At 61.6% G+C, this 16453-nt stretch carries 14 protein-coding genes and 1 pseudogene; 7 read left to right on the top strand and 8 right to left on the bottom strand.

Going from position 1 to position 16453, the window contains the following annotated elements; translation table 11 throughout:
- Nucleotides 1-9 precede the first annotated feature (9 nt).
- Nucleotides 10-384: a tetratricopeptide repeat protein gene (locus BMX59_RS20250; RefSeq protein ID WP_092246837.1), complete on the bottom strand. Its 375-nt coding sequence runs from the start codon at nucleotides 382-384 to the stop codon at nucleotides 10-12.
- Between the two features lie 173 nt (nucleotides 385-557).
- On the opposite strand from BMX59_RS20250, the gene pyk reads away from it, so the two are divergent.
- Nucleotides 558-2009 carry a pyruvate kinase gene (pyk, locus tag BMX59_RS20245; RefSeq protein WP_071496512.1) on the top strand — a complete coding sequence of 484 codons (1452 nt, stop codon included), beginning with the start codon at nucleotides 558-560 and terminating at the stop codon, nucleotides 2007-2009.
- A gap of 161 nt (nucleotides 2010-2170) precedes the next feature.
- Here pyk and BMX59_RS20240 read toward each other — a convergent pair whose 3' ends face one another.
- Entirely contained in the window at nucleotides 2171-2920 is a 750-nt protein-coding gene (locus BMX59_RS20240; protein WP_092246834.1) for an enoyl-CoA hydratase, read from the bottom strand.
- A gap of 30 nt (nucleotides 2921-2950) precedes the next feature.
- Nucleotides 2951-3883, bottom strand: a complete 933-nt coding sequence (locus BMX59_RS20235; RefSeq protein ID WP_071489330.1) for an iron-sulfur-binding ferredoxin reductase — start codon at nucleotides 3881-3883, stop codon at nucleotides 2951-2953.
- Between the two features lie 216 nt (nucleotides 3884-4099).
- On the opposite strand from BMX59_RS20235, the gene BMX59_RS20230 reads away from it, so the two are divergent.
- The 4 genes from BMX59_RS20230 to BMX59_RS20215 all read left to right on the top strand — a co-directional run bounded on the left by BMX59_RS20230 (nucleotide 4100) and on the right by BMX59_RS20215 (nucleotide 10508).
- The gene (locus BMX59_RS20230) at nucleotides 4100-5623 is read left to right on the top strand and encodes a fumarate hydratase (protein ID WP_027605509.1); all 1524 of its coding nucleotides are present in this window, start codon (nucleotides 4100-4102) and stop codon (nucleotides 5621-5623) included.
- Between the two features lie 195 nt (nucleotides 5624-5818).
- On the top strand, nucleotides 5819-7585 hold the full coding sequence (locus BMX59_RS20225) for an ATP-binding protein (RefSeq protein ID WP_093125151.1): 1767 nt from the start codon (nucleotides 5819-5821) through the stop codon (nucleotides 7583-7585).
- A complete protein-coding gene (locus tag BMX59_RS20220; protein WP_093125147.1) occupies nucleotides 7579-8904 on the top strand; it encodes a sigma-54-dependent transcriptional regulator in 1326 nt (441 codons plus the stop codon). Before BMX59_RS20225 ends, BMX59_RS20220 begins: the two co-directional genes overlap by 7 nt.
- A gap of 284 nt (nucleotides 8905-9188) precedes the next feature.
- Nucleotides 9189-10508, top strand: a complete 1320-nt coding sequence (locus BMX59_RS20215) for an MFS transporter (RefSeq protein WP_071489327.1) — start codon at nucleotides 9189-9191, stop codon at nucleotides 10506-10508.
- A gap of 53 nt (nucleotides 10509-10561) precedes the next feature.
- Here BMX59_RS20215 and BMX59_RS20210 read toward each other — a convergent pair whose 3' ends face one another.
- Complete coding sequence (locus tag BMX59_RS20210) at nucleotides 10562-11317, bottom strand: COG4705 family protein (protein WP_071489326.1); 756 nt, start codon at nucleotides 11315-11317, stop codon at nucleotides 10562-10564.
- A 160-nt stretch (nucleotides 11318-11477) separates the two neighbouring features.
- Between BMX59_RS20210 and BMX59_RS20205 the strand changes: the two genes are divergently transcribed.
- Nucleotides 11478-12110: a flavin reductase family protein gene (locus tag BMX59_RS20205; RefSeq protein WP_092246825.1), complete on the top strand. Its 633-nt coding sequence runs from the start codon at nucleotides 11478-11480 to the stop codon at nucleotides 12108-12110.
- Nucleotides 12111-12233: 123 nt separating this feature from the next.
- On the opposite strand, the gene BMX59_RS20200 is transcribed toward BMX59_RS20205, so the two are convergent.
- Together BMX59_RS20200 and BMX59_RS20195 are read right to left on the bottom strand one after the other, a co-directional pair.
- Nucleotides 12234-12512 (bottom strand): hypothetical protein, encoded by a 279-nt coding sequence (locus BMX59_RS20200; protein ID WP_083351504.1) that lies wholly within the window; start codon nucleotides 12510-12512, stop codon nucleotides 12234-12236.
- Nucleotides 12513-12521: 9 nt separating this feature from the next.
- Nucleotides 12522-12863 carry an antibiotic biosynthesis monooxygenase family protein gene (locus BMX59_RS20195; protein ID WP_010208042.1) on the bottom strand — a complete coding sequence of 114 codons (342 nt, stop codon included), beginning with the start codon at nucleotides 12861-12863 and terminating at the stop codon, nucleotides 12522-12524.
- 327 nt (nucleotides 12864-13190) lie between these two features.
- Between BMX59_RS20195 and BMX59_RS20190 the strand changes: the two are divergent.
- Nucleotides 13191-14120 (top strand): annotated as a pseudogene (locus BMX59_RS20190) (AraC family transcriptional regulator N-terminal domain-containing protein).
- A gap of 60 nt (nucleotides 14121-14180) precedes the next feature.
- Here BMX59_RS20190 and BMX59_RS20185 read toward each other — a convergent pair.
- Complete coding sequence (locus tag BMX59_RS20185) at nucleotides 14181-15650, bottom strand: ATP-binding protein (RefSeq protein WP_071489322.1); 1470 nt, start codon at nucleotides 15648-15650, stop codon at nucleotides 14181-14183.
- The gene (locus BMX59_RS20180; protein WP_219731708.1) at nucleotides 15640-16416 is read right to left on the bottom strand and encodes a response regulator; all 777 of its coding nucleotides are present in this window, start codon (nucleotides 16414-16416) and stop codon (nucleotides 15640-15642) included. The genes BMX59_RS20185 and BMX59_RS20180 overlap by 11 nt, the downstream gene beginning before the upstream one ends.
- Nucleotides 16417-16453: the final 37 nt, after the last annotated feature.

Here is a 16453-nt window from a genome sequence, read left to right as displayed (position 1 = left end):
CGATTATCATCACAATGAAGCGGGACGCGGCTGGGCGACGCTTGCACCGCGGTAATGCCCCAACTGCTGCAAGGTATCGAGCCTCGCACGAGCACGATAGGCGTACTCACTCGACGGGTACTGATTGATGATGAATTGATAGGTCTGCACCGCATCGACGAACAGTTTCTGCCGTTCAAGGCATTGCCCGCGCAACATCGATACCTCCGGTTGCACATAGCGGCGCGTGCGGCTTTCACGGTCGACCTGGGACAACTCCAGGGTGACACGCTCGCAATCGCCGACCTTGTAGGCGCGGTAGGCATTGTTCAAATGGTGGTCCATCGACCAACGGGTGCAGCCGATAACACTGACGGCCAGGGCAGCAATGAGCAAAATTCGCATGAGGGTTCTCCTGTCTTGTGCAGTGTATCGACCCCTCGTTAAAAATCTTCAAGGATGTTCGTATTCAGCCGCAGCGAAAACAAGGCAATCGTCGATAAGTAGTGCAAACGAACAATGACTACAACGAAAGAGCATAGTAGCCTTCCTCAGCGCTTGAACTCAGGAGTCTGTGCATGTCCGTCCGTCGTACCAAAATCGTCGCCACCCTTGGCCCGGCCAGCAACTCGCCGGAAGTCCTCGAACAGCTGATTCTGGCTGGTTTGGACGTTGCCCGTCTGAACTTCTCCCACGGCACCCCGGACGAGCACAAGGCTCGCGCCAAGCTGGTGCGTGACCTGGCTGCCAAACACGGCCGCTTCGTGGCACTGCTGGGTGACCTGCAAGGCCCGAAAATCCGTATCGCCAAGTTCGCCAACAAGCGGATCGAGCTGAAAATCGGCGACACCTTCACCTTCTCCACCAGCCACCCGCTGACCGAAGGCAACCAGCAAGTCGTGGGTATTGACTACCCGGACCTGGTCAAGGACTGCGGCGTCGGTGACGAACTGCTGCTGGACGATGGCCGCGTGGTCATGCGCGTCGACACCGCCACCGGCACCGAGTTGATCTGCACCGTGACCATCGGCGGCCCGCTGTCCGACCACAAAGGCATCAACCGTCGTGGCGGTGGCTTGACGGCACCGGCCCTGACTGAAAAAGACAAGGCTGACATCAAGCTCGCCGCCGAAATGGAAGTGGACTACCTCGCCGTGTCCTTCCCGCGCGATGCCGCCGACATGGAATACGCTCGCAAACTGCGCGACGAAGCCGGCGGCACCGCCTGGCTGGTGGCGAAGATCGAACGCGCCGAAGCCGTGGCCGACGACGAAACCCTCGACGGCCTGATCAAGGCTTCCGACGCGGTGATGGTTGCCCGTGGCGACCTGGGCGTGGAAATCGGTGACGCCGAGCTGATCGGTATCCAGAAAAAGATCATCCTGCACGCACGCCGCCACAACAAAGCGGTGATCGTGGCGACCCAGATGATGGAATCGATGATCCAGAATCCGATGCCGACCCGTGCCGAAGTGTCCGACGTGGCCAACGCCGTGCTCGACTACACCGACGCCGTGATGCTCTCGGCTGAAAGCGCCGCCGGCCCGTATCCGCTGGAAGCCGTTCAGGCAATGGCACGTATCTGCCTCGGCGCCGAAAAGCACCCGACCAGCAAGACCTCCAGCCACCGTATTGGCAAAGAGTTCGAAAGCTGTGACCAGAGCATCGCCCTGGCCGCCATGTACACCGCCAACCACTTCCCGGGCGTTAAAGCGATCATCGCCTTGACCGAAAGTGGCTACACGCCGTTGATCATGTCGCGCATCCGCTCCTCGGTGCCGATCTACGCGTTCACACCGCACCGTGAAGCCCAGGCCCGCGCGGCGCTGTTCCGTGGCGTGTACACCGTTCCGTTTGATCCGGCTTCACTGGCACCGAACGAAGTCAGCCAGAAGGCAATCGACGAGTTGGTCAAGCGCGGCGTCGTGGAGCAAGGCGACTGGGTCATCCTGACCAAAGGCGACAGCTACCACACCACCGGTGGCACCAATGGCATGAAGATCCTGCACGTGGGCGACCCTCAGGTCTGAGTGACACGCTGACAAACAAAAGCCCCGCCATGAAAATGGCGGGGCTTTTTGCATTTCAGGGAAGCGGTTGTTTGATGCCAAAGCACCTCATCTTGACCGCGCCGCCGACCAAAGGTGGGAGGGGGCTTGCCCCCGATGAAGCCCGATCAACCACCACACATTCATCGCCGGGTGATAAACGCTGACAGCGCCGCAATCGCCTCCGGCGACTTCAACCGCTGGGTGAACAAGGCACCCTCCTCCTCGATCACCTGGCGCAACTGCTCGCGATCCACACTTTTCATGAGCTGCTTGGTCACCTGCACCGCACCCGACGCCAGGGTCTCAAACCGTTCGGCCACTTCCCGCGCCTTGGCCAGCGCCGCCTCGCCGTTGCCCAGCGCTTCAGTGGCAAGCCCCCACGCCACTGCCTGTTCGCCGGTAAATCCCTCACCCAACAGCAACAATTCGGCGGCCTTTGCGTGCCCCAGCAACCTTGGCAAGATCAGGCTCGAGCCAAACTCCGGGCACAACCCCAGGTTGACGAACGGCATGCGCAAACGCGCATCGCGGCTGATGTACACCAGGTCGCAATGCAGTAGCAGGGTTGTACCAATACCCACCGCAGACCCCGCCACCGCAGCAATTACGGGTTTTCGACAGTTGAGCAGGCTTTTCATGAAGTGAAACGGTGGGCTGTCGAGGTCGCTGGGCGGCTGTTCGAGAAAATCACCGATGTCGTTGCCGGCCGTGAAGCACTCGCTGCTGCCCTGGATCAGCACGCAGCGGATATCGGCATCCGCGTCGGCGTGCTCCAGTGCATTGGCCAATTGCGTGTACATGGCGCGGGTCAGAGCGTTCTTCTTGTCGGGACGATTGAACTGCAGGATCAACGCCCCGCGTTCGCGCAACTGTTGGATGGCATCGGTCATGGCAAATCTCGCGGCTGGAACATTCAGCGCTCAACCGCGGGGCAAGAACACATCGGCCAGCAGCTGATTACGCGGCAATCCCGCCAGGAACAGGCGCCTGGAAAACGCCTCGACGCTGGCCGGGTGCCCGCAGAGTAAGGCCAGCGTTTGCCGCGAAACAAGCCGCAGTTGCGCCAATGCCTGGGCCACCTGCGCCGCCGTCCACAGTTCCACCGACAGGTTGGGATGCTGTGCAGCCAGCGCAGCCAAGGGCTCGGCCAGATAATGGCCTTCGGCATCATGGGCCAGGTGAATGACGCGGATGGCGCCCTGGTGATCCTGGCGCAGCGCCTCACGCAACACACCCCACAGGGGCCCCAACCCAGTCCCGGATGCCAGCAGCCACAATGGCCGTGTTTGCCAGTCCGGATCATATTGCAGCGCACCGCCGCGCAAATCCCCCAGGCGCAGTCGATCACCCACCTGCAACTGCCGGGCAAGATCGCTGAATTCGCCGGGCAGGCGACAATCGAGATGAAACTCCAGGAATGGATCTTCCTGGGGCAAGCTCGCCAGGGAATAAGGTCGCGCCACTTGCCCGGCCCACAACACCAGGTGCTGCCCAGCCCGGTAACGCAAACCTCGCTCTGGTTGCAGGCGCAGGCGCAGCACGTTCGGGTTCAGCCAATCGACACCCACCACCTGGGCCGGCAAGCCGTCACGCGTCGGGTCAAACGTTTCGACCCGCAGGTCGCCGCTGACCTGACACTGGCAGGCCAACCGCCAGCCGTCCTGGCGCTGCGCCGGGCTCAAGGCCTCGGGCTGCTTGTCTTCGACCTCGCCCTGGCACCGCACCAGGCAGGCATGGCAACTGCCGGCGCGGCAACTGTAGGGCACGGCCACACCCGCCAGGTTCAAGGCATCCAGCAGGTTGCTGCCGGGGGCTACCGACCAATGGTGTTCGCCGACGTACAGTTCAGGCATATAAGGACTCAATCACAAGGGGCGCGCACAGGGAATCATGCCTGCGACAGTTTGACCATAGTCGGGTGTATCGGCCACCGCGCCGGGTTATACTGCCGCGCCTTTTTAGCGTCGCGCCTGCACCACTTTGGCGTGCCTTGGAAAGGTGGCCTCAGCCGACCGATGCAACACTGGGCCCACCTTTATTGAATGTTCCCTTATAGAGGAGCGCGACTCATGACCGTGATCAAGCAAGACGACCTGATTCAGAGCGTTGCCGACGCCCTGCAATTCATTTCCTACTACCACCCCGTTGATTTCATCCAGGCCATGCACGAAGCCTACCTGCGCGAAGAATCGCCAGCAGCCCGTGATTCCATCGCCCAGATCCTGATCAATTCGCGCATGTGCGCCACCGGCCATCGTCCGATCTGCCAGGACACCGGTATCGTCACCGTGTTCGTGCGCGTGGGCATGGACGTGCGTTGGGATGGCGCCACCATGGGCCTGGACGACATGATCAACGAAGGCGTGCGTCGCGCCTACAACCTGCCGGAAAACGTCCTGCGTGCATCCATCCTCGCCGACCCGGCAGGCGCGCGCAAAAACACCAAGGACAACACCCCGGCGGTCATCCACTACTCCATCGTCCCGGGTAACACTGTGGAAGTGGACGTGGCGGCCAAGGGCGGCGGCTCCGAGAACAAGTCGAAAATGGCCATGCTCAACCCGTCCGACTCGATCGTCGACTGGGTGCTCAAGACCGTTCCGACCATGGGCGCCGGCTGGTGCCCACCGGGCATGCTGGGTATCGGCATCGGCGGCACCGCGGAGAAAGCTGCGGTGATGGCCAAGGAAGTGTTGATGGAATCCATCGACATCCACGAGTTGAAAAAGCGCGGCCCGCAGAACCGTATCGAAGAAATGCGCCTGGAGCTGTTCGAGAAGGTCAACCAACTGGGCATCGGCGCCCAGGGCCTGGGTGGCCTGACCACCGTGCTCGACGTGAAGATCATGGACTACCCGACCCACGCCGCGTCCCTGCCGGTGTGCATGATCCCCAACTGCGCCGCCACCCGCCACGCACACTTCGTGCTCGACGGTTCGGGCCCGGCGTCGCTGGAAGCGCCACCGTTGGATGCCTACCCGGAAATCGTCTGGGAAGCCGGCCCGTCGGCCCGTCGCGTCAACCTCGACACCCTGACCCCGGAAGAAGTGCAGAGCTGGAAACCAGGCGAAACCGTGTTGCTCAACGGCAAGATGCTCACCGGTCGCGACGCCGCGCACAAACGCATGGTCGAGATGTTGAACAAGGGCGAAAGCCTGCCGGTGGACCTGAAAGGTCGCTTCATCTACTACGTCGGGCCGGTTGATCCGGTGCGCGAAGAAGTGGTTGGCCCGGCAGGCCCGACCACCGCTACGCGGATGGACAAGTTCACTCGCCAGATCCTCGAACAAACCGGCCTGCTGGGCATGATCGGCAAATCCGAACGCGGCCCGACTGCGATCGAAGCGATCAAGGACCACAAGGCCGTGTACCTGATGGCCGTCGGCGGCGCTGCTTACCTGGTGGCGCAAGCCATCAAGAAGTCGCGTGTTGTCGCGTTTGCCGAACTGGGCATGGAAGCGATCTACGAGTTCGACGTGAAAGACATGCCGGTCACCGTTGCTGTCGACAGCAAGGGCGAGTCCGTGCACATCACCGGTCCTGCCATCTGGCAGAAAAAGATCAGTGAAAGCCTGGCGGTAGAAGTGCAGTAAGCGCTTCCCCTCCAAACATAAAGGCGACTGCGGCCCATGGCCCGGTCGCCTTTTTTATGGCCTGTGGAAAACGCGGCGGTTGTGACCTGTGGGCTTTCTGTGACCACTGGGCTTGTTGTGGCGAGCGGGCTTGCCCCAACATAAACGTCGTGCATGCTATGGTGCACTCCCCTTACCGTGCCTGCCCATCACCGTATGATCGTGATCCCGCGCGCCCTGCGCCTGACCTTCTACTCCCTGCTGATCATCGCTGGCGCACTGCTGGCCGCAGCCCTGGCCACCCGCCACGCTGAACGCCAGGCCCTGGTGGACGATGCCGCCCGTGCCAATCAGCAACTTGCACTCTATGCCAGCTCGTTGCACACCCTGATCGAACGCTACCGTGCGCTACCCGCCGTGCTGGCGCTGGACTCGGAAATGATCAGCGCGTTGAAAGGCCCGCTGGACGCCGCCACCCAGGACGTGCTCAACCGCAAGCTCGAACGCATCAATGGGGCCGCGCAGTCCTCCACCCTGGAATTGATGGATCGCACCGGCCTGGCGGTCGCCGCCAGCAACTGGAACCTGCCGAGCAGTTACGTGGGCCATAACTACGCGTTCCGACCGTACTTCAGCCAGACTCTGAGCCAGGGCACCGGGCGTTTTTATGCGGTGGGGGTGACGACCGGCATCCCAGGGTATTTCCTCTCCAGCGCCGTGCTGGATGAACACGAGCAGTTCCTCGGCGCCATGGTGGTCAAGCTGGAGTTCCCCGAGCTCGAACGCGGATGGGCCCAGGGCAATGACCTGCTGCTGGTCAGCGATGCGCGCGGCATCGTGTTTATCGCCAACCAGCCCGGCTGGCGTTATCGCAACCTGCGACCGTTATCGGCCAACGACCTTGCCGAGCTGAAAGCCACCCGCCAATACGACAAAAAACAACTGCAGGCGCTGGAAACCCAGACCCTGCAGCGCTTTGACGAAAACAGCCATCTGATGCGCGTCAACGGCCCGGATGGCAATGCCAACTACATCTGGGAATCGCTGCCCCTGAAAGCCGAAGGCTGGACCCTGCACCTGCTGCGCAAGCCCCAGTTCGCCTTTGAGGACCAACGCAACGCCGGGCTCGCTGCCGCCGGTTCCTGGCTGGCGCTGGTGTTCCTGGTGCTGTTCCTGACCCAACGCTGGCGCCTGGCCCGCTTGCGCCAGCGCAGCCGCGAGGAGCTTGAGCAACTGGTGGAAGAACGCACCCAGGCGTTGCGCACCGCCCAGGATGGCCTGGTGCAATCGGCCAAACTGGCGGCGCTGGGGCAGATGTCCGCCGCCCTCGCCCACGAAATCAACCAGCCACTGACCGCCCAGCGCATGCAGTTGGCCACCTTGCGCCTGCTGCTCGATCACGGCCGCATTGACGACGCTTACCAGGCCCTGACACCGCTGGACGATATGCTCACACGCATGGCCGCCCTCACCGGCCACCTCAAGACCTTCGCGCGCAAAAGCCCGAGTGGCCTGCGCGAACGCCTGGACTTGGCCACGGTGGTCGACCAGTCCCTGCACCTGCTCGACGCACGCCTGCGCGATGAGGCCATCGGCGTGGTGCTGGACCTGGCCCGCCCCGCCTGGGTACGCGGTGACGCGATCCGCCTGGAACAGGTGCTGATCAATCTGTTACGCAACGCCCTCGACGCCATGGCCGACAAACCGCGCAAACGCCTGGAAATCCGCCTGCACGCCGACCAGCAACTCTGGCAACTCACGGTCAGCGACAGCGGCGGCGGGATTGCCGAAGAACACCTGAGCAGCGTGTTCGACCCGTTCTTCACCACCAAGCCGGTGGGAGACGGCCTCGGCTTGGGGTTGGCGGTGTCCTACGCTATCGTGCACGAATTGGGCGGTCGCCTGATCGCCGGTAACCGGGGCGACGGCGCAGTCTTTACCCTGACCTTGCCCATCGCGCTGGAGACGCCCGACCTATGTTGAACGCGGTGATTGTGGTCGATGACGAAGCCAGCATCCGCACGGCCGTCGAGCAATGGTTGAGCCTGTCAGGCTTTGAAGTGCAGTTGTTCAGCCGCGCCGAAGAATGCCTGGCGCAACTGCCCAGGGATTTCCGCGGCGTGATCCTCAGCGACGTGCGCATGCCGGGTCTCAGCGGCCTGGAGCTGCTGGCTGAAGTGCGGCGCCGTGATGCCGATTTACCGGTGATCCTGCTCACCGGCCATGGCGATGTACCGATGGCGGTCGAAGCCATGCGCGACGGCGCCTATGACTTCCTCGAAAAACCCTTCAGCCCCGACGCCCTGCTCAACAGCCTGCGCCGTGCCCTGGACAAACGTGGCTTGATCCTGGAAAACCGTCGCCTGCATCAGCAGGCCGACCACCGGGCGCAATTGGAATCGACGCTGCTGGGCGTGTCCCGGGGTTTGCAGACCTTGCGCCGCCAGGTGCTGGACCTGGCGAGCCTGCCGGTCAACGTGCTGATCCGTGGCGAGACCGGCAGTGGCAAGGAAATGGTCGCGCGCTGCCTGCATGATTTTGGTCCACGTGCGAAGAAGCCATTCGTGGCGCTCAATTGCGCGGCAATCCCGGAACAGTTATTCGAGGCCGAGCTGTTTGGTCACGAAAGCGGCGCGTTCACCGGCGCCCAGGGCAAGCGCATCGGCAAGCTGGAATACGCCCACGGCGGCACGCTGTTCCTCGATGAAATCGAAAGCATGCCGCTGGCCCAACAGGTGAAATTGCTGCGTGTGCTGCAGGAGCAGAAGTTGGAGCGGCTGGGCTCCAACCAGAGCATCCACGTGGACCTGCGCATCATCGCCGCCACCAAGCCGGACCTGCTGGAAGAGGCCCGCGCCGGGCGCTTTCGCGAAGACCTGGCGTATCGATTGAACGTCGCGCAATTGCGCCTGCCGCCCCTGCGCGAGCGCCGCGAAGATATCCCGTTGCTGTTCGATCACTTTGCACAAAGTGCTGCCGAACGCCTGGGCCGCAGCGTCGAGCCATTGAGCGGCGCGCAGTTGGGGCGCTTGCTCAGCCATGACTGGCCGGGCAACGTGCGCGAGTTGGCCAACGTCGCCGAACGCCAGGTGCTGGGCCTGGGCGACCCGGAACCGGAGGGCATCGAGGCCGGACAGTCCCTGGCCGCGCAGCAAGAGGCCTTCGAAGCCCACTGCCTGAAAGCCGCGCTGACCCGACACAAAGGCGATATCAAGGCGGTACTGGCCGAGCTGCAACTGCCACGGCGTACCTTCAATGAAAAGATGCAGCGCCATGGGTTGGTGCGGGAGATGTTTCTCTAGGCCAACCTTTGTGTTGACTGCCAGGCCTTATCGGGGGCAAGCCCCCTCCCACATTTTGATCTGTGAATACATTCAAGTGTGGGAGGGGGCTTGCCCCCAATGAGGACAACAGCCATAAGCGGATTTCCGCCCACCGCCTGCAAATCATCAGCGGTTTTTCGCTCAAATAAATCCTCAAACCCCTCTGTTCCGGGCCTTCATCCACCTGGCACAGCTCCTGCTATAGCTCGACCCAGGCTGCGCACGCGCCGCTCCATAAAAACAACTAGATGAAGGATCCTTCAATGGATAACTCCAACGCCCTGCCTCTGGGGTCGGCGGCCGCGCCGGCAAAAGAGCGCACTACCTCCAGCCGCATCAAATCGATTTTCAGTGGTTCCGTCGGCAACATGGTCGAATGGTACGACTGGTACGTCTACGCCGCTTTCTCGTTGTACTTCGCCAAGACTTTCTTCCCCAAAGGCGACACCACCGCCCAACTGCTCAACACCGCCGCGATCTTCGCGGTGGGCTTCCTGATGCGCCCGATCGGTGGCTGGCTGATGGGCCTGTACGCCGACAAGGTCGGCCGTAAAAAAGCCCTGATGGCCTCGGTCTACCTGATGTGCTTCGGCTCGCTGCTGATTGCCCTGAGCCCGGGCTATGAAATCATCGGTATCGGTGCGCCGATCCTGCTGGTTTTTGCCCGCTTGCTGCAGGGACTGTCGGTCGGCGGCGAATACGGCACCTCCGCCACTTACCTCAGCGAGATGGCGACCAAGCAACGTCGTGGTTTCTACTCCAGCTTCCAATACGTGACGCTGATCTCCGGCCAGCTCATCGCCCTGGCGGTGCTGATCGTGCTGCAACAACTGCTGACCACCGAGCAACTGTATGCCTGGGGCTGGCGTATCCCGTTCGCCATCGGCGCACTCTGCGCAGTGGTTGCGCTGTACCTGCGGCGCGGCATGGAAGAAACCGAGTCGTTCACCAAAAAGGAAAAGGCCAAGGAAAGCGCAATGCGCACCTTGATGCGCCACCCCAAGGAACTGCTGACCGTGGTCGGCCTGACCATGGGCGGTACGCTGGCGTTCTACACTTACACCACCTACATGCAGAAGTACCTGGTGAACACCGTCGGCATGAGCATTTCCGACTCCACCACCATCTCGGCGGCGACGCTGTTCCTGTTCATGTGCCTGCAACCCATCGTCGGCGGGCTGTCGGATAAAATCGGCCGGCGGCCGATCCTGATCGCCTTCGGCATACTCGGTACGCTGTTCACCGTGCCGATCCTCACCACCCTGCATACCATCCAGACCTGGTGGGGCGCGTTCTTCCTGATCATGGCGGCGCTGATCATCGTCAGCGGCTACACCTCGATCAACGCCGTGGTGAAAGCCGAACTGTTCCCCACCGAAATCCGCGCCCTGGGCGTGGGCCTGCCGTATGCGCTGACGGTGTCGATCTTCGGCGGCACCGCTGAATACATCGCGCTGTGGTTCAAGAGCATCGGCATGGAAACCGGTTATTACTGGTACGTGACCGCGTGTATCGCGGTGTCCCTGGTGGTCTACGTGACCATGAAGGACACCCGCAAGCACTCGCGCATTACCACCGACTAAACGTCAGTTGCAGTCAACCCTGCGGGAGGGGGCAAACCCTCCCACAGGTTGAATCAGGACAACTCAGCTATCGTCTTACGTCCGTACCGCCGCTGCGCGTAAGACGCCCCCGCAATCATCACCACCAACACCGCCGCCAACACTGCCGACGAACCGATGGTGCCGAAGTCCAACCCGCCCTTTTCATGGGGCTTGGTAAGGAAGTCACCCAAGGTCGCGCCGAACGGCCGGGTCAGTACAAACGCCACCCAGAACAACAGCACCGAAGAAATCCTGGTGAAGTATTTGAGTGCCACCACCGCCGCAATCGCCGAGCCGATCAACAAGGCGCCGCCAGCAAAGCCCAGCCCGGAGTCATCTGCCAGGAAATCGCCCAACGCGGTGCCCAAGGTGTTGGAGAACAGGATGGCCATCCAGTAGAACAACTCACCCCGAAAGGTCTGCACCTTGTTCACGTTCAGCGAATCGCCGCTGAGGTGCCACAACGCGAAGATGATCATCAGGATCGCGATCAGGATCATGGAGCCCGTGGCATAACCCAGCCCCAAGGTGCGGTCCATGAAATCCGACATCGTGGTGCCTGCGGTGCTAGTGGACAGAATCACGATCCAGTACAGCACCGGGTTATAGGTTTTCGAGCGCAGTTGCGTCACCAAGGTGATCAGGAACACGCTGATCAGCATCATCGAACTGATGGCATAACCGACATCCAGGGTCATCGACAGCAAATCCCCGGCGGTTTCGCCCAAGGTGGTCGCGCAGATTTTCATGACCCAGAACGCCAGGGTGATCTGAGGAAGTTTATTCATAAGGGGGAAGGCTCCAAAGCTCAGTCTCTCAATAGGCCGACTTATTGGGTTGTCGACAGTGGGCGCAGACTGACGGTGGAGCTGTGAAAAATAGGTGGGCGATGAATGAAAATTCCATAGTATGGCCACTTCATCGACGACCACTGCAGGAACCCCGGCCATGCCCGACGATATCCATTTCTACGAACCCGCCAACGGCCACGGCCTGCCCCATGACCCGTTCAATGCCATTGTCGGGCCAAGGCCGATCGGCTGGATCTCGTCCCATGACAACGAAGGTCACCTGAACCTGGCGCCCTACAGTTTTTTCAATGCGTTCAACTACATTCCGCCGATCATTGGATTTTCCAGCGTCGGGCGCAAAGACAGCCTGAACAACATCGAACAGACCGGCGAGTTTGTATGGAACCTGGCCACCCGTCCGTTGGCTGAGCAGATGAACCAGAGCTGTGCTGCCGTCTCACCTGAGGTGAACGAGTTTGAATTGGCCGGCCTGACGCCGGTGGCCTCGAAGATCGTTGGTGTGCCGCGGGTGGGCGAAAGCCCGGTCTCGTTCGAATGCAAGGTGACGCAGATCATTCAGCTGCAACGTGCCGACAAGGCATTGGTGCCGAGCTGGCTGGTGCTCGGCGAGGTGGTCGCGGTGCACATTGCCAAGTGGCTGCTCAAGGATGGCATCTACGATACCGCCGCCGCCGAGCCGATCCTGCGCGGTGGCGGACCGGCGGATTACTTTCAGTTGGGGCCAGAAGCCCTGTTCAGGATGTATCGCCCAGGCGCCAGCAAACCCTGACTGAAAGACAATAAAACGTGGGAGGGGGCTTGCCCCCGATGGCAATGGCACATTCAACATCGTTGTTGACTGACACGCCGCTATAGGGGGCAAGCCCCTCCCACATTGGACTGTCGGTGTTGCTCAGTTGGCGGCGCTCGCCCAGGTCAGTTGACCCTCTTCGTCCACACCCGTCAGCCGTTCAAGCTGCACAGTGGCTGCATCGTCAGCATCGGAGGCTGTCTTGAACGTCTGTCCGTCAAGGATCTTGTGAAACTGCGGGGCGCCCATGCCATCCAGTGCCTTGACGGCAACGGCGGCGCTGTAGCCCCCTTCACCCGGTACTACGGCGGATACGGCTTCGTGGTGGGCAAATTGTTTACGTGCCATGTTGCAGGTCCTGGCCAATGGAAAGTCGGCCATTCTAGACCTTCAGCCGGCGAGTTGCAGGTACTCGCCGTAGGCGTGTGCGGCGGATGCATCGGTGAAGGTCTGGAAGTCCATGCTGCGCACGACCATGTCGTTCAACAGCTCGGTGAAGATCATCAGCGCCGGGGAGTTGAAGTAGGCGCTCATCGCCTGCTCGCTGCTCCAGAAACCGGAGATCAACCACACATCAGGATCAACCTGGGAATGCTGCAACGAGAACTGCAGGCAACCCTGAGCCTGGCGGCCCGGTTCGATCAAACTGCTCAAGCGTGCACCGAGTTCGGTGCTGCACCCGGTGCGGGCGCGGATAAAGGCCATATGGCTCGCGGGAATGGGGGTGGACATGTTCGACTCTCCCGTTGAGAAGTGATGCTCGGCAAGCACTGTGAGGGCGTGTTGCCACAGGATCAAAGATAACGGCGCGAGTCGGCGCGCGGTTAGTCAATTCCTGTCGGCTTATTGCACAATCCTGCGAGAAGCGTAGGAGGGACGTCTGGCACAGAGGTTTATTCGATGGCCCGACGCCTTGTTTCAGGGAGATGACAGGTGCCGCGATTGCCTGATTCACGATGTATCGCAGGATCAGGCAAGGATTGTGCAGAATCGACGTAACACTGTTTGAAAAGCCGCCGCTAAGCTGACCCCATCGAAGTAGCCAGTAGAGGACGTTCCATGTCGTCGCCCGAACATACAGCCATTCCCCTCGACGCCGAGATGGAAAAACAGCGCGCCGAACTGGCCAGCATCGTGCACCGGCATACCTGGGAGGACGGTTCCTACGGTACGGCCATCACCACCCTGTTTCTGAACCGCCACAACACCCCGCGCGACTTCATGCCGGTGCTGGTGGAACCGGCCCTGTGCATCCTCGCCAGTGGCAGCAAGGAAGTACGCCTGGCCGACGAAATCTTTGCCTACGACCCGCTCAACTACCTGGTGTTCTCGGTAGCGATGCCGGTGGCCGGGCGGATCATCGATGCAACACCGGAGGACCCGAACCTGTCGGTGCGCATCAATATCGATCCGGCACAGCTCACGGCGCTGATTGCCGAGGCTGGCCCGATGGGCGTGCCATCGCGCCCGACTTCTCGCGGCATGTACGTCGACCGCATCGATGGCCAACTGTTGGACGCCGTACTGCGACTGGCCCGCCTGTTGGATACGCCGAAAGACATCGCCATGCTCGCGCCGTTGATCAACCGCGAAATTCTTTACCGGTTATTGCGTGGGCCGCAGGGCTATCGGCTGTATTAAATCGCCGTGGCCAACAGTCAGAGCCATCGCGTTAGCCAGGCGATCAAGTGGTTGAACGGCAACTACGAACAACCGCTGCGCATCGATGACCTGGCCAAGGAAGTGAACCTGAGCGTTTCGACCTTGCACCACCGTTTCAAGGCGATCACCGCCATGAGCCCGTTGCAATACCAGAAGCAGTTGCGCTTGCAGGAGGCACGGCGCTTGATGATTGCCGAAGGGTTGGAAGCGTCGGCGGCGGGGTATCGGGTGGGGTATGAAAGCCCATCGCAATTCAGTCGGGAATACAGCCGATTGTTTGGCGCACCGCCGTTGCGTGACCTGGCCCGGTTGCGCCAGAGCATCTGAGCCAATGACGATCAACATGTGGGAGGGGCTTGCCCCCTCCCACACTGTTACCGCTTGTGTTCAGTCTAATCCGCGCGGCAGTTGCAGGGTCACGCGCAAGCCACCCTCACGCAAATTCTGCAAACTCACTTCACCGCCATGGCTGTGCGCAATGTTGCGCGCAATCCCCAGGCCCAAGCCATAACCCTGTTGCTGCCCGGCGAGGCGGAAGTGTGGCTCGAAGACTTGCTCCAGGCGCTGCTCCGGCACGCCGGGCCCCTCGTCGTCCACATGCAGGACGAACTCCGCGCCATCGTCCTCGATGTGCAGATGGGCGTTCTGCCCATACTTCAAGGCATTGTCGATCAGGTTGCCGATGCAGCGCTTGAGCGCCAGCGGCTTGCCCGGATACGCCGCCAGGGCAGCGCCGTCCAGCGTGACCCGGCCGTTGCCGTTGGGTGCCACGTAAGGCTCCACCAGGCATTCGAGCACATGATTGAGGTCCACCGGCTCAATGTTCTCGTGGATATCCGTGTCCTTCACGCATTGCAGCGCGCCCTTCACCAGCAACTCCAGTTCATCCAGGTCACGGCCGAACTTGGTTTGCAGGTTCTCGTCCTCCAGCAGTTCCACGCGCAGGCGCAGGCGGGTGATCGGTGTGCGCAAGTCGTGGGAAATCGCACTGAACAATTGACTGCGCTCGGTCAGGTAGCGGCTGATGCGCTCACGCATGGCGTTGAAAGCACGGCCCACTTCCACCACTTCGCTGCCGCCACCTTCGGCCACTGGCTCCACGTCGGCGCCCAGGGACATGTCCCGCGCCGCCCGCGCCAAGCGCTTGAGCGGCCGGCTTTGCCAGTGCACCAGCAGGCCGATGAACAGCAGCAGAAAACCGCTGGTCAGCACGATAAACCACACCTGCTGGGACGGCAGGCCTTGTTCTTCAAGGCTGGTGTAGGGCTCGGGCAACAGCGAGGCGATGTACAGCCATTCGCCCTGGGCCAACTGGATCTGGGTGACCAGTACCGGCGGGTTCACCGGTTCCAGGGTCAGCGCGTAGTGGGCCCAGGAACGCGGCAGCTCATCGAGTTTCAGGCCGGCATTGAAGATGCGCAGGTCTTCGGCGCTGACGAACTCCACCGACATATGCACATCGGCGCCCAGGGTCTGCTTGAGCACCTCATCCACCGCTTCAAGCACCGCCTGTTTGCGCGGGGTCTGCGGCAGGATGGCCATGTCCAGCGGGCGATCATTGAGCGTCACCACAAAACGCGTGCCACCCATGCTGCGCAGTTGATCGAGCACCAGCGGCCGATACGCCACCGGTAACGAACGAAAATAACTCACGCTGGCGGTCATCGAATGCGCCAGGCTGCGGGCACTGGTGACCAGGCCTTCGAGCTGGGTGGCGCGCAATTGCGAGACCCAGATCACGCTGGACAGCGCCTGGGCGAACAACACTGCCAGCAGCGTCAGCAGCAGCATGCGCCCCAGCAGCGAACGCGGTACCGGGAAGCGTCGGCGGCGTTCGGTCAACGGCTCAGTGGACATTGCCGGCAACCACGCTGGCTGCCAGTTGATAACCACTGCCCCGCACGGTGCGGATCAGACGAGGGGGCTTTTCGGTGTCGCGCAGGCGTTGGCGCAGGCGGCTGACAGCCATGTCGACGATGCGATCCAGCGGCATCAGGTCACGACCCCGGGTGGCGTTGCCGATGGTGTCGCGGTCGAGGATCTGCTGCGGGTGGTCGAGAAACAATTTGAGCAGGGCAAAATCGGCGCCGGAGAGGATCACTTCTTCGCCGTCCACATGGAACAGACGGTGGCTGATCATGTCCAGCCGCCACTCATCGAACACCAGCACATCGCCGCCGCTGCTGCGCTCCTGGCCGAACTGGCAACGGCGCAACAAGGCCTTGATCCGCGCTTGCAACTCGCGAGGGCTGAAGGGTTTGCCGATGTAGTCGTCGGCGCCCAGCTCCAGGCCGATCACACGGTCGGCCTCGTCGGAACTGGCGGTGAGCATGATGATCGGCACCTGCGCCTGGCGCGGGTGCTGGCGGATCCAGCGGCAAAGGCTGAAACCGTCTTCGTCCGGCAACATCACATCGAGGATGACCAGGTCGCACGGTGCCTCGTTCATCGCCTGGCGGAACCCCGCGCCATCCGGCACCCCACGCACCTGGAAACCGGCGCGACTGAGGTAGGTCTGCAGCAATTCGCGGATTTCCTGGTCGTCATCGACCAGGAGGATCGATTTACTGATTACGCTCACGGGGTCCTCCTTGTTGTTATGGGGTGTTATTGATGGCCTCATCGGGGGCAAATGCGTTCCAAATGTGGGAGGGGGCTTG

Origin of the sequence: Pseudomonas sp. NFR09 (assembly GCF_900111535.1) — a bacterium.
In the GTDB taxonomy this organism is placed as follows: Bacteria; Pseudomonadota; Gammaproteobacteria; order Pseudomonadales; family Pseudomonadaceae; genus Aquipseudomonas; species Aquipseudomonas extremorientalis.
This window is presented reverse-complemented; position numbering and strand designations above follow the sequence as displayed.

What these genes read in the sequence shown, in the direction of transcription:
- BMX59_RS20250 (WP_092246837.1), bottom strand. Translation starts at nt 384, where the DNA reads ATGCGAATTTTGCTCATTGCTGCCCTGGCCGTCAGTGTTATCGGCTGC.
- pyk (WP_071496512.1), top strand. Translation starts at nt 558, where the DNA reads ATGTCCGTCCGTCGTACCAAAATCGTCGCCACCCTTGGCCCGGCCAGC.
- BMX59_RS20240 (WP_092246834.1), bottom strand. Translation starts at nt 2,920, where the DNA reads ATGACCGATGCCATCCAACAGTTGCGCGAACGCGGGGCGTTGATCCTG.
- BMX59_RS20235 (WP_071489330.1), bottom strand. Translation starts at nt 3,883, where the DNA reads ATGCCTGAACTGTACGTCGGCGAACACCATTGGTCGGTAGCCCCCGGC.
- BMX59_RS20230 (WP_027605509.1), top strand. Translation starts at nt 4,100, where the DNA reads ATGACCGTGATCAAGCAAGACGACCTGATTCAGAGCGTTGCCGACGCC.
- BMX59_RS20225 (WP_093125151.1), top strand. Translation starts at nt 5,819, where the DNA reads ATGATCGTGATCCCGCGCGCCCTGCGCCTGACCTTCTACTCCCTGCTG.
- BMX59_RS20220 (WP_093125147.1), top strand. Translation starts at nt 7,579, where the DNA reads ATGTTGAACGCGGTGATTGTGGTCGATGACGAAGCCAGCATCCGCACG.
- BMX59_RS20215 (WP_071489327.1), top strand. Translation starts at nt 9,189, where the DNA reads ATGGATAACTCCAACGCCCTGCCTCTGGGGTCGGCGGCCGCGCCGGCA.
- BMX59_RS20210 (WP_071489326.1), bottom strand. Translation starts at nt 11,317, where the DNA reads ATGAATAAACTTCCTCAGATCACCCTGGCGTTCTGGGTCATGAAAATC.
- BMX59_RS20205 (WP_092246825.1), top strand. Translation starts at nt 11,478, where the DNA reads ATGCCCGACGATATCCATTTCTACGAACCCGCCAACGGCCACGGCCTG.
- BMX59_RS20200 (WP_083351504.1), bottom strand. Translation starts at nt 12,512, where the DNA reads ATGGCCGACTTTCCATTGGCCAGGACCTGCAACATGGCACGTAAACAA.
- BMX59_RS20195 (WP_010208042.1), bottom strand. Translation starts at nt 12,863, where the DNA reads ATGTCCACCCCCATTCCCGCGAGCCATATGGCCTTTATCCGCGCCCGC.
- BMX59_RS20185 (WP_071489322.1), bottom strand. Translation starts at nt 15,650, where the DNA reads ATGTCCACTGAGCCGTTGACCGAACGCCGCCGACGCTTCCCGGTACCG.
- BMX59_RS20180 (WP_219731708.1), bottom strand. Translation starts at nt 16,416, where the DNA reads ATGAGGCCATCAATAACACCCCATAACAACAAGGAGGACCCCGTGAGC.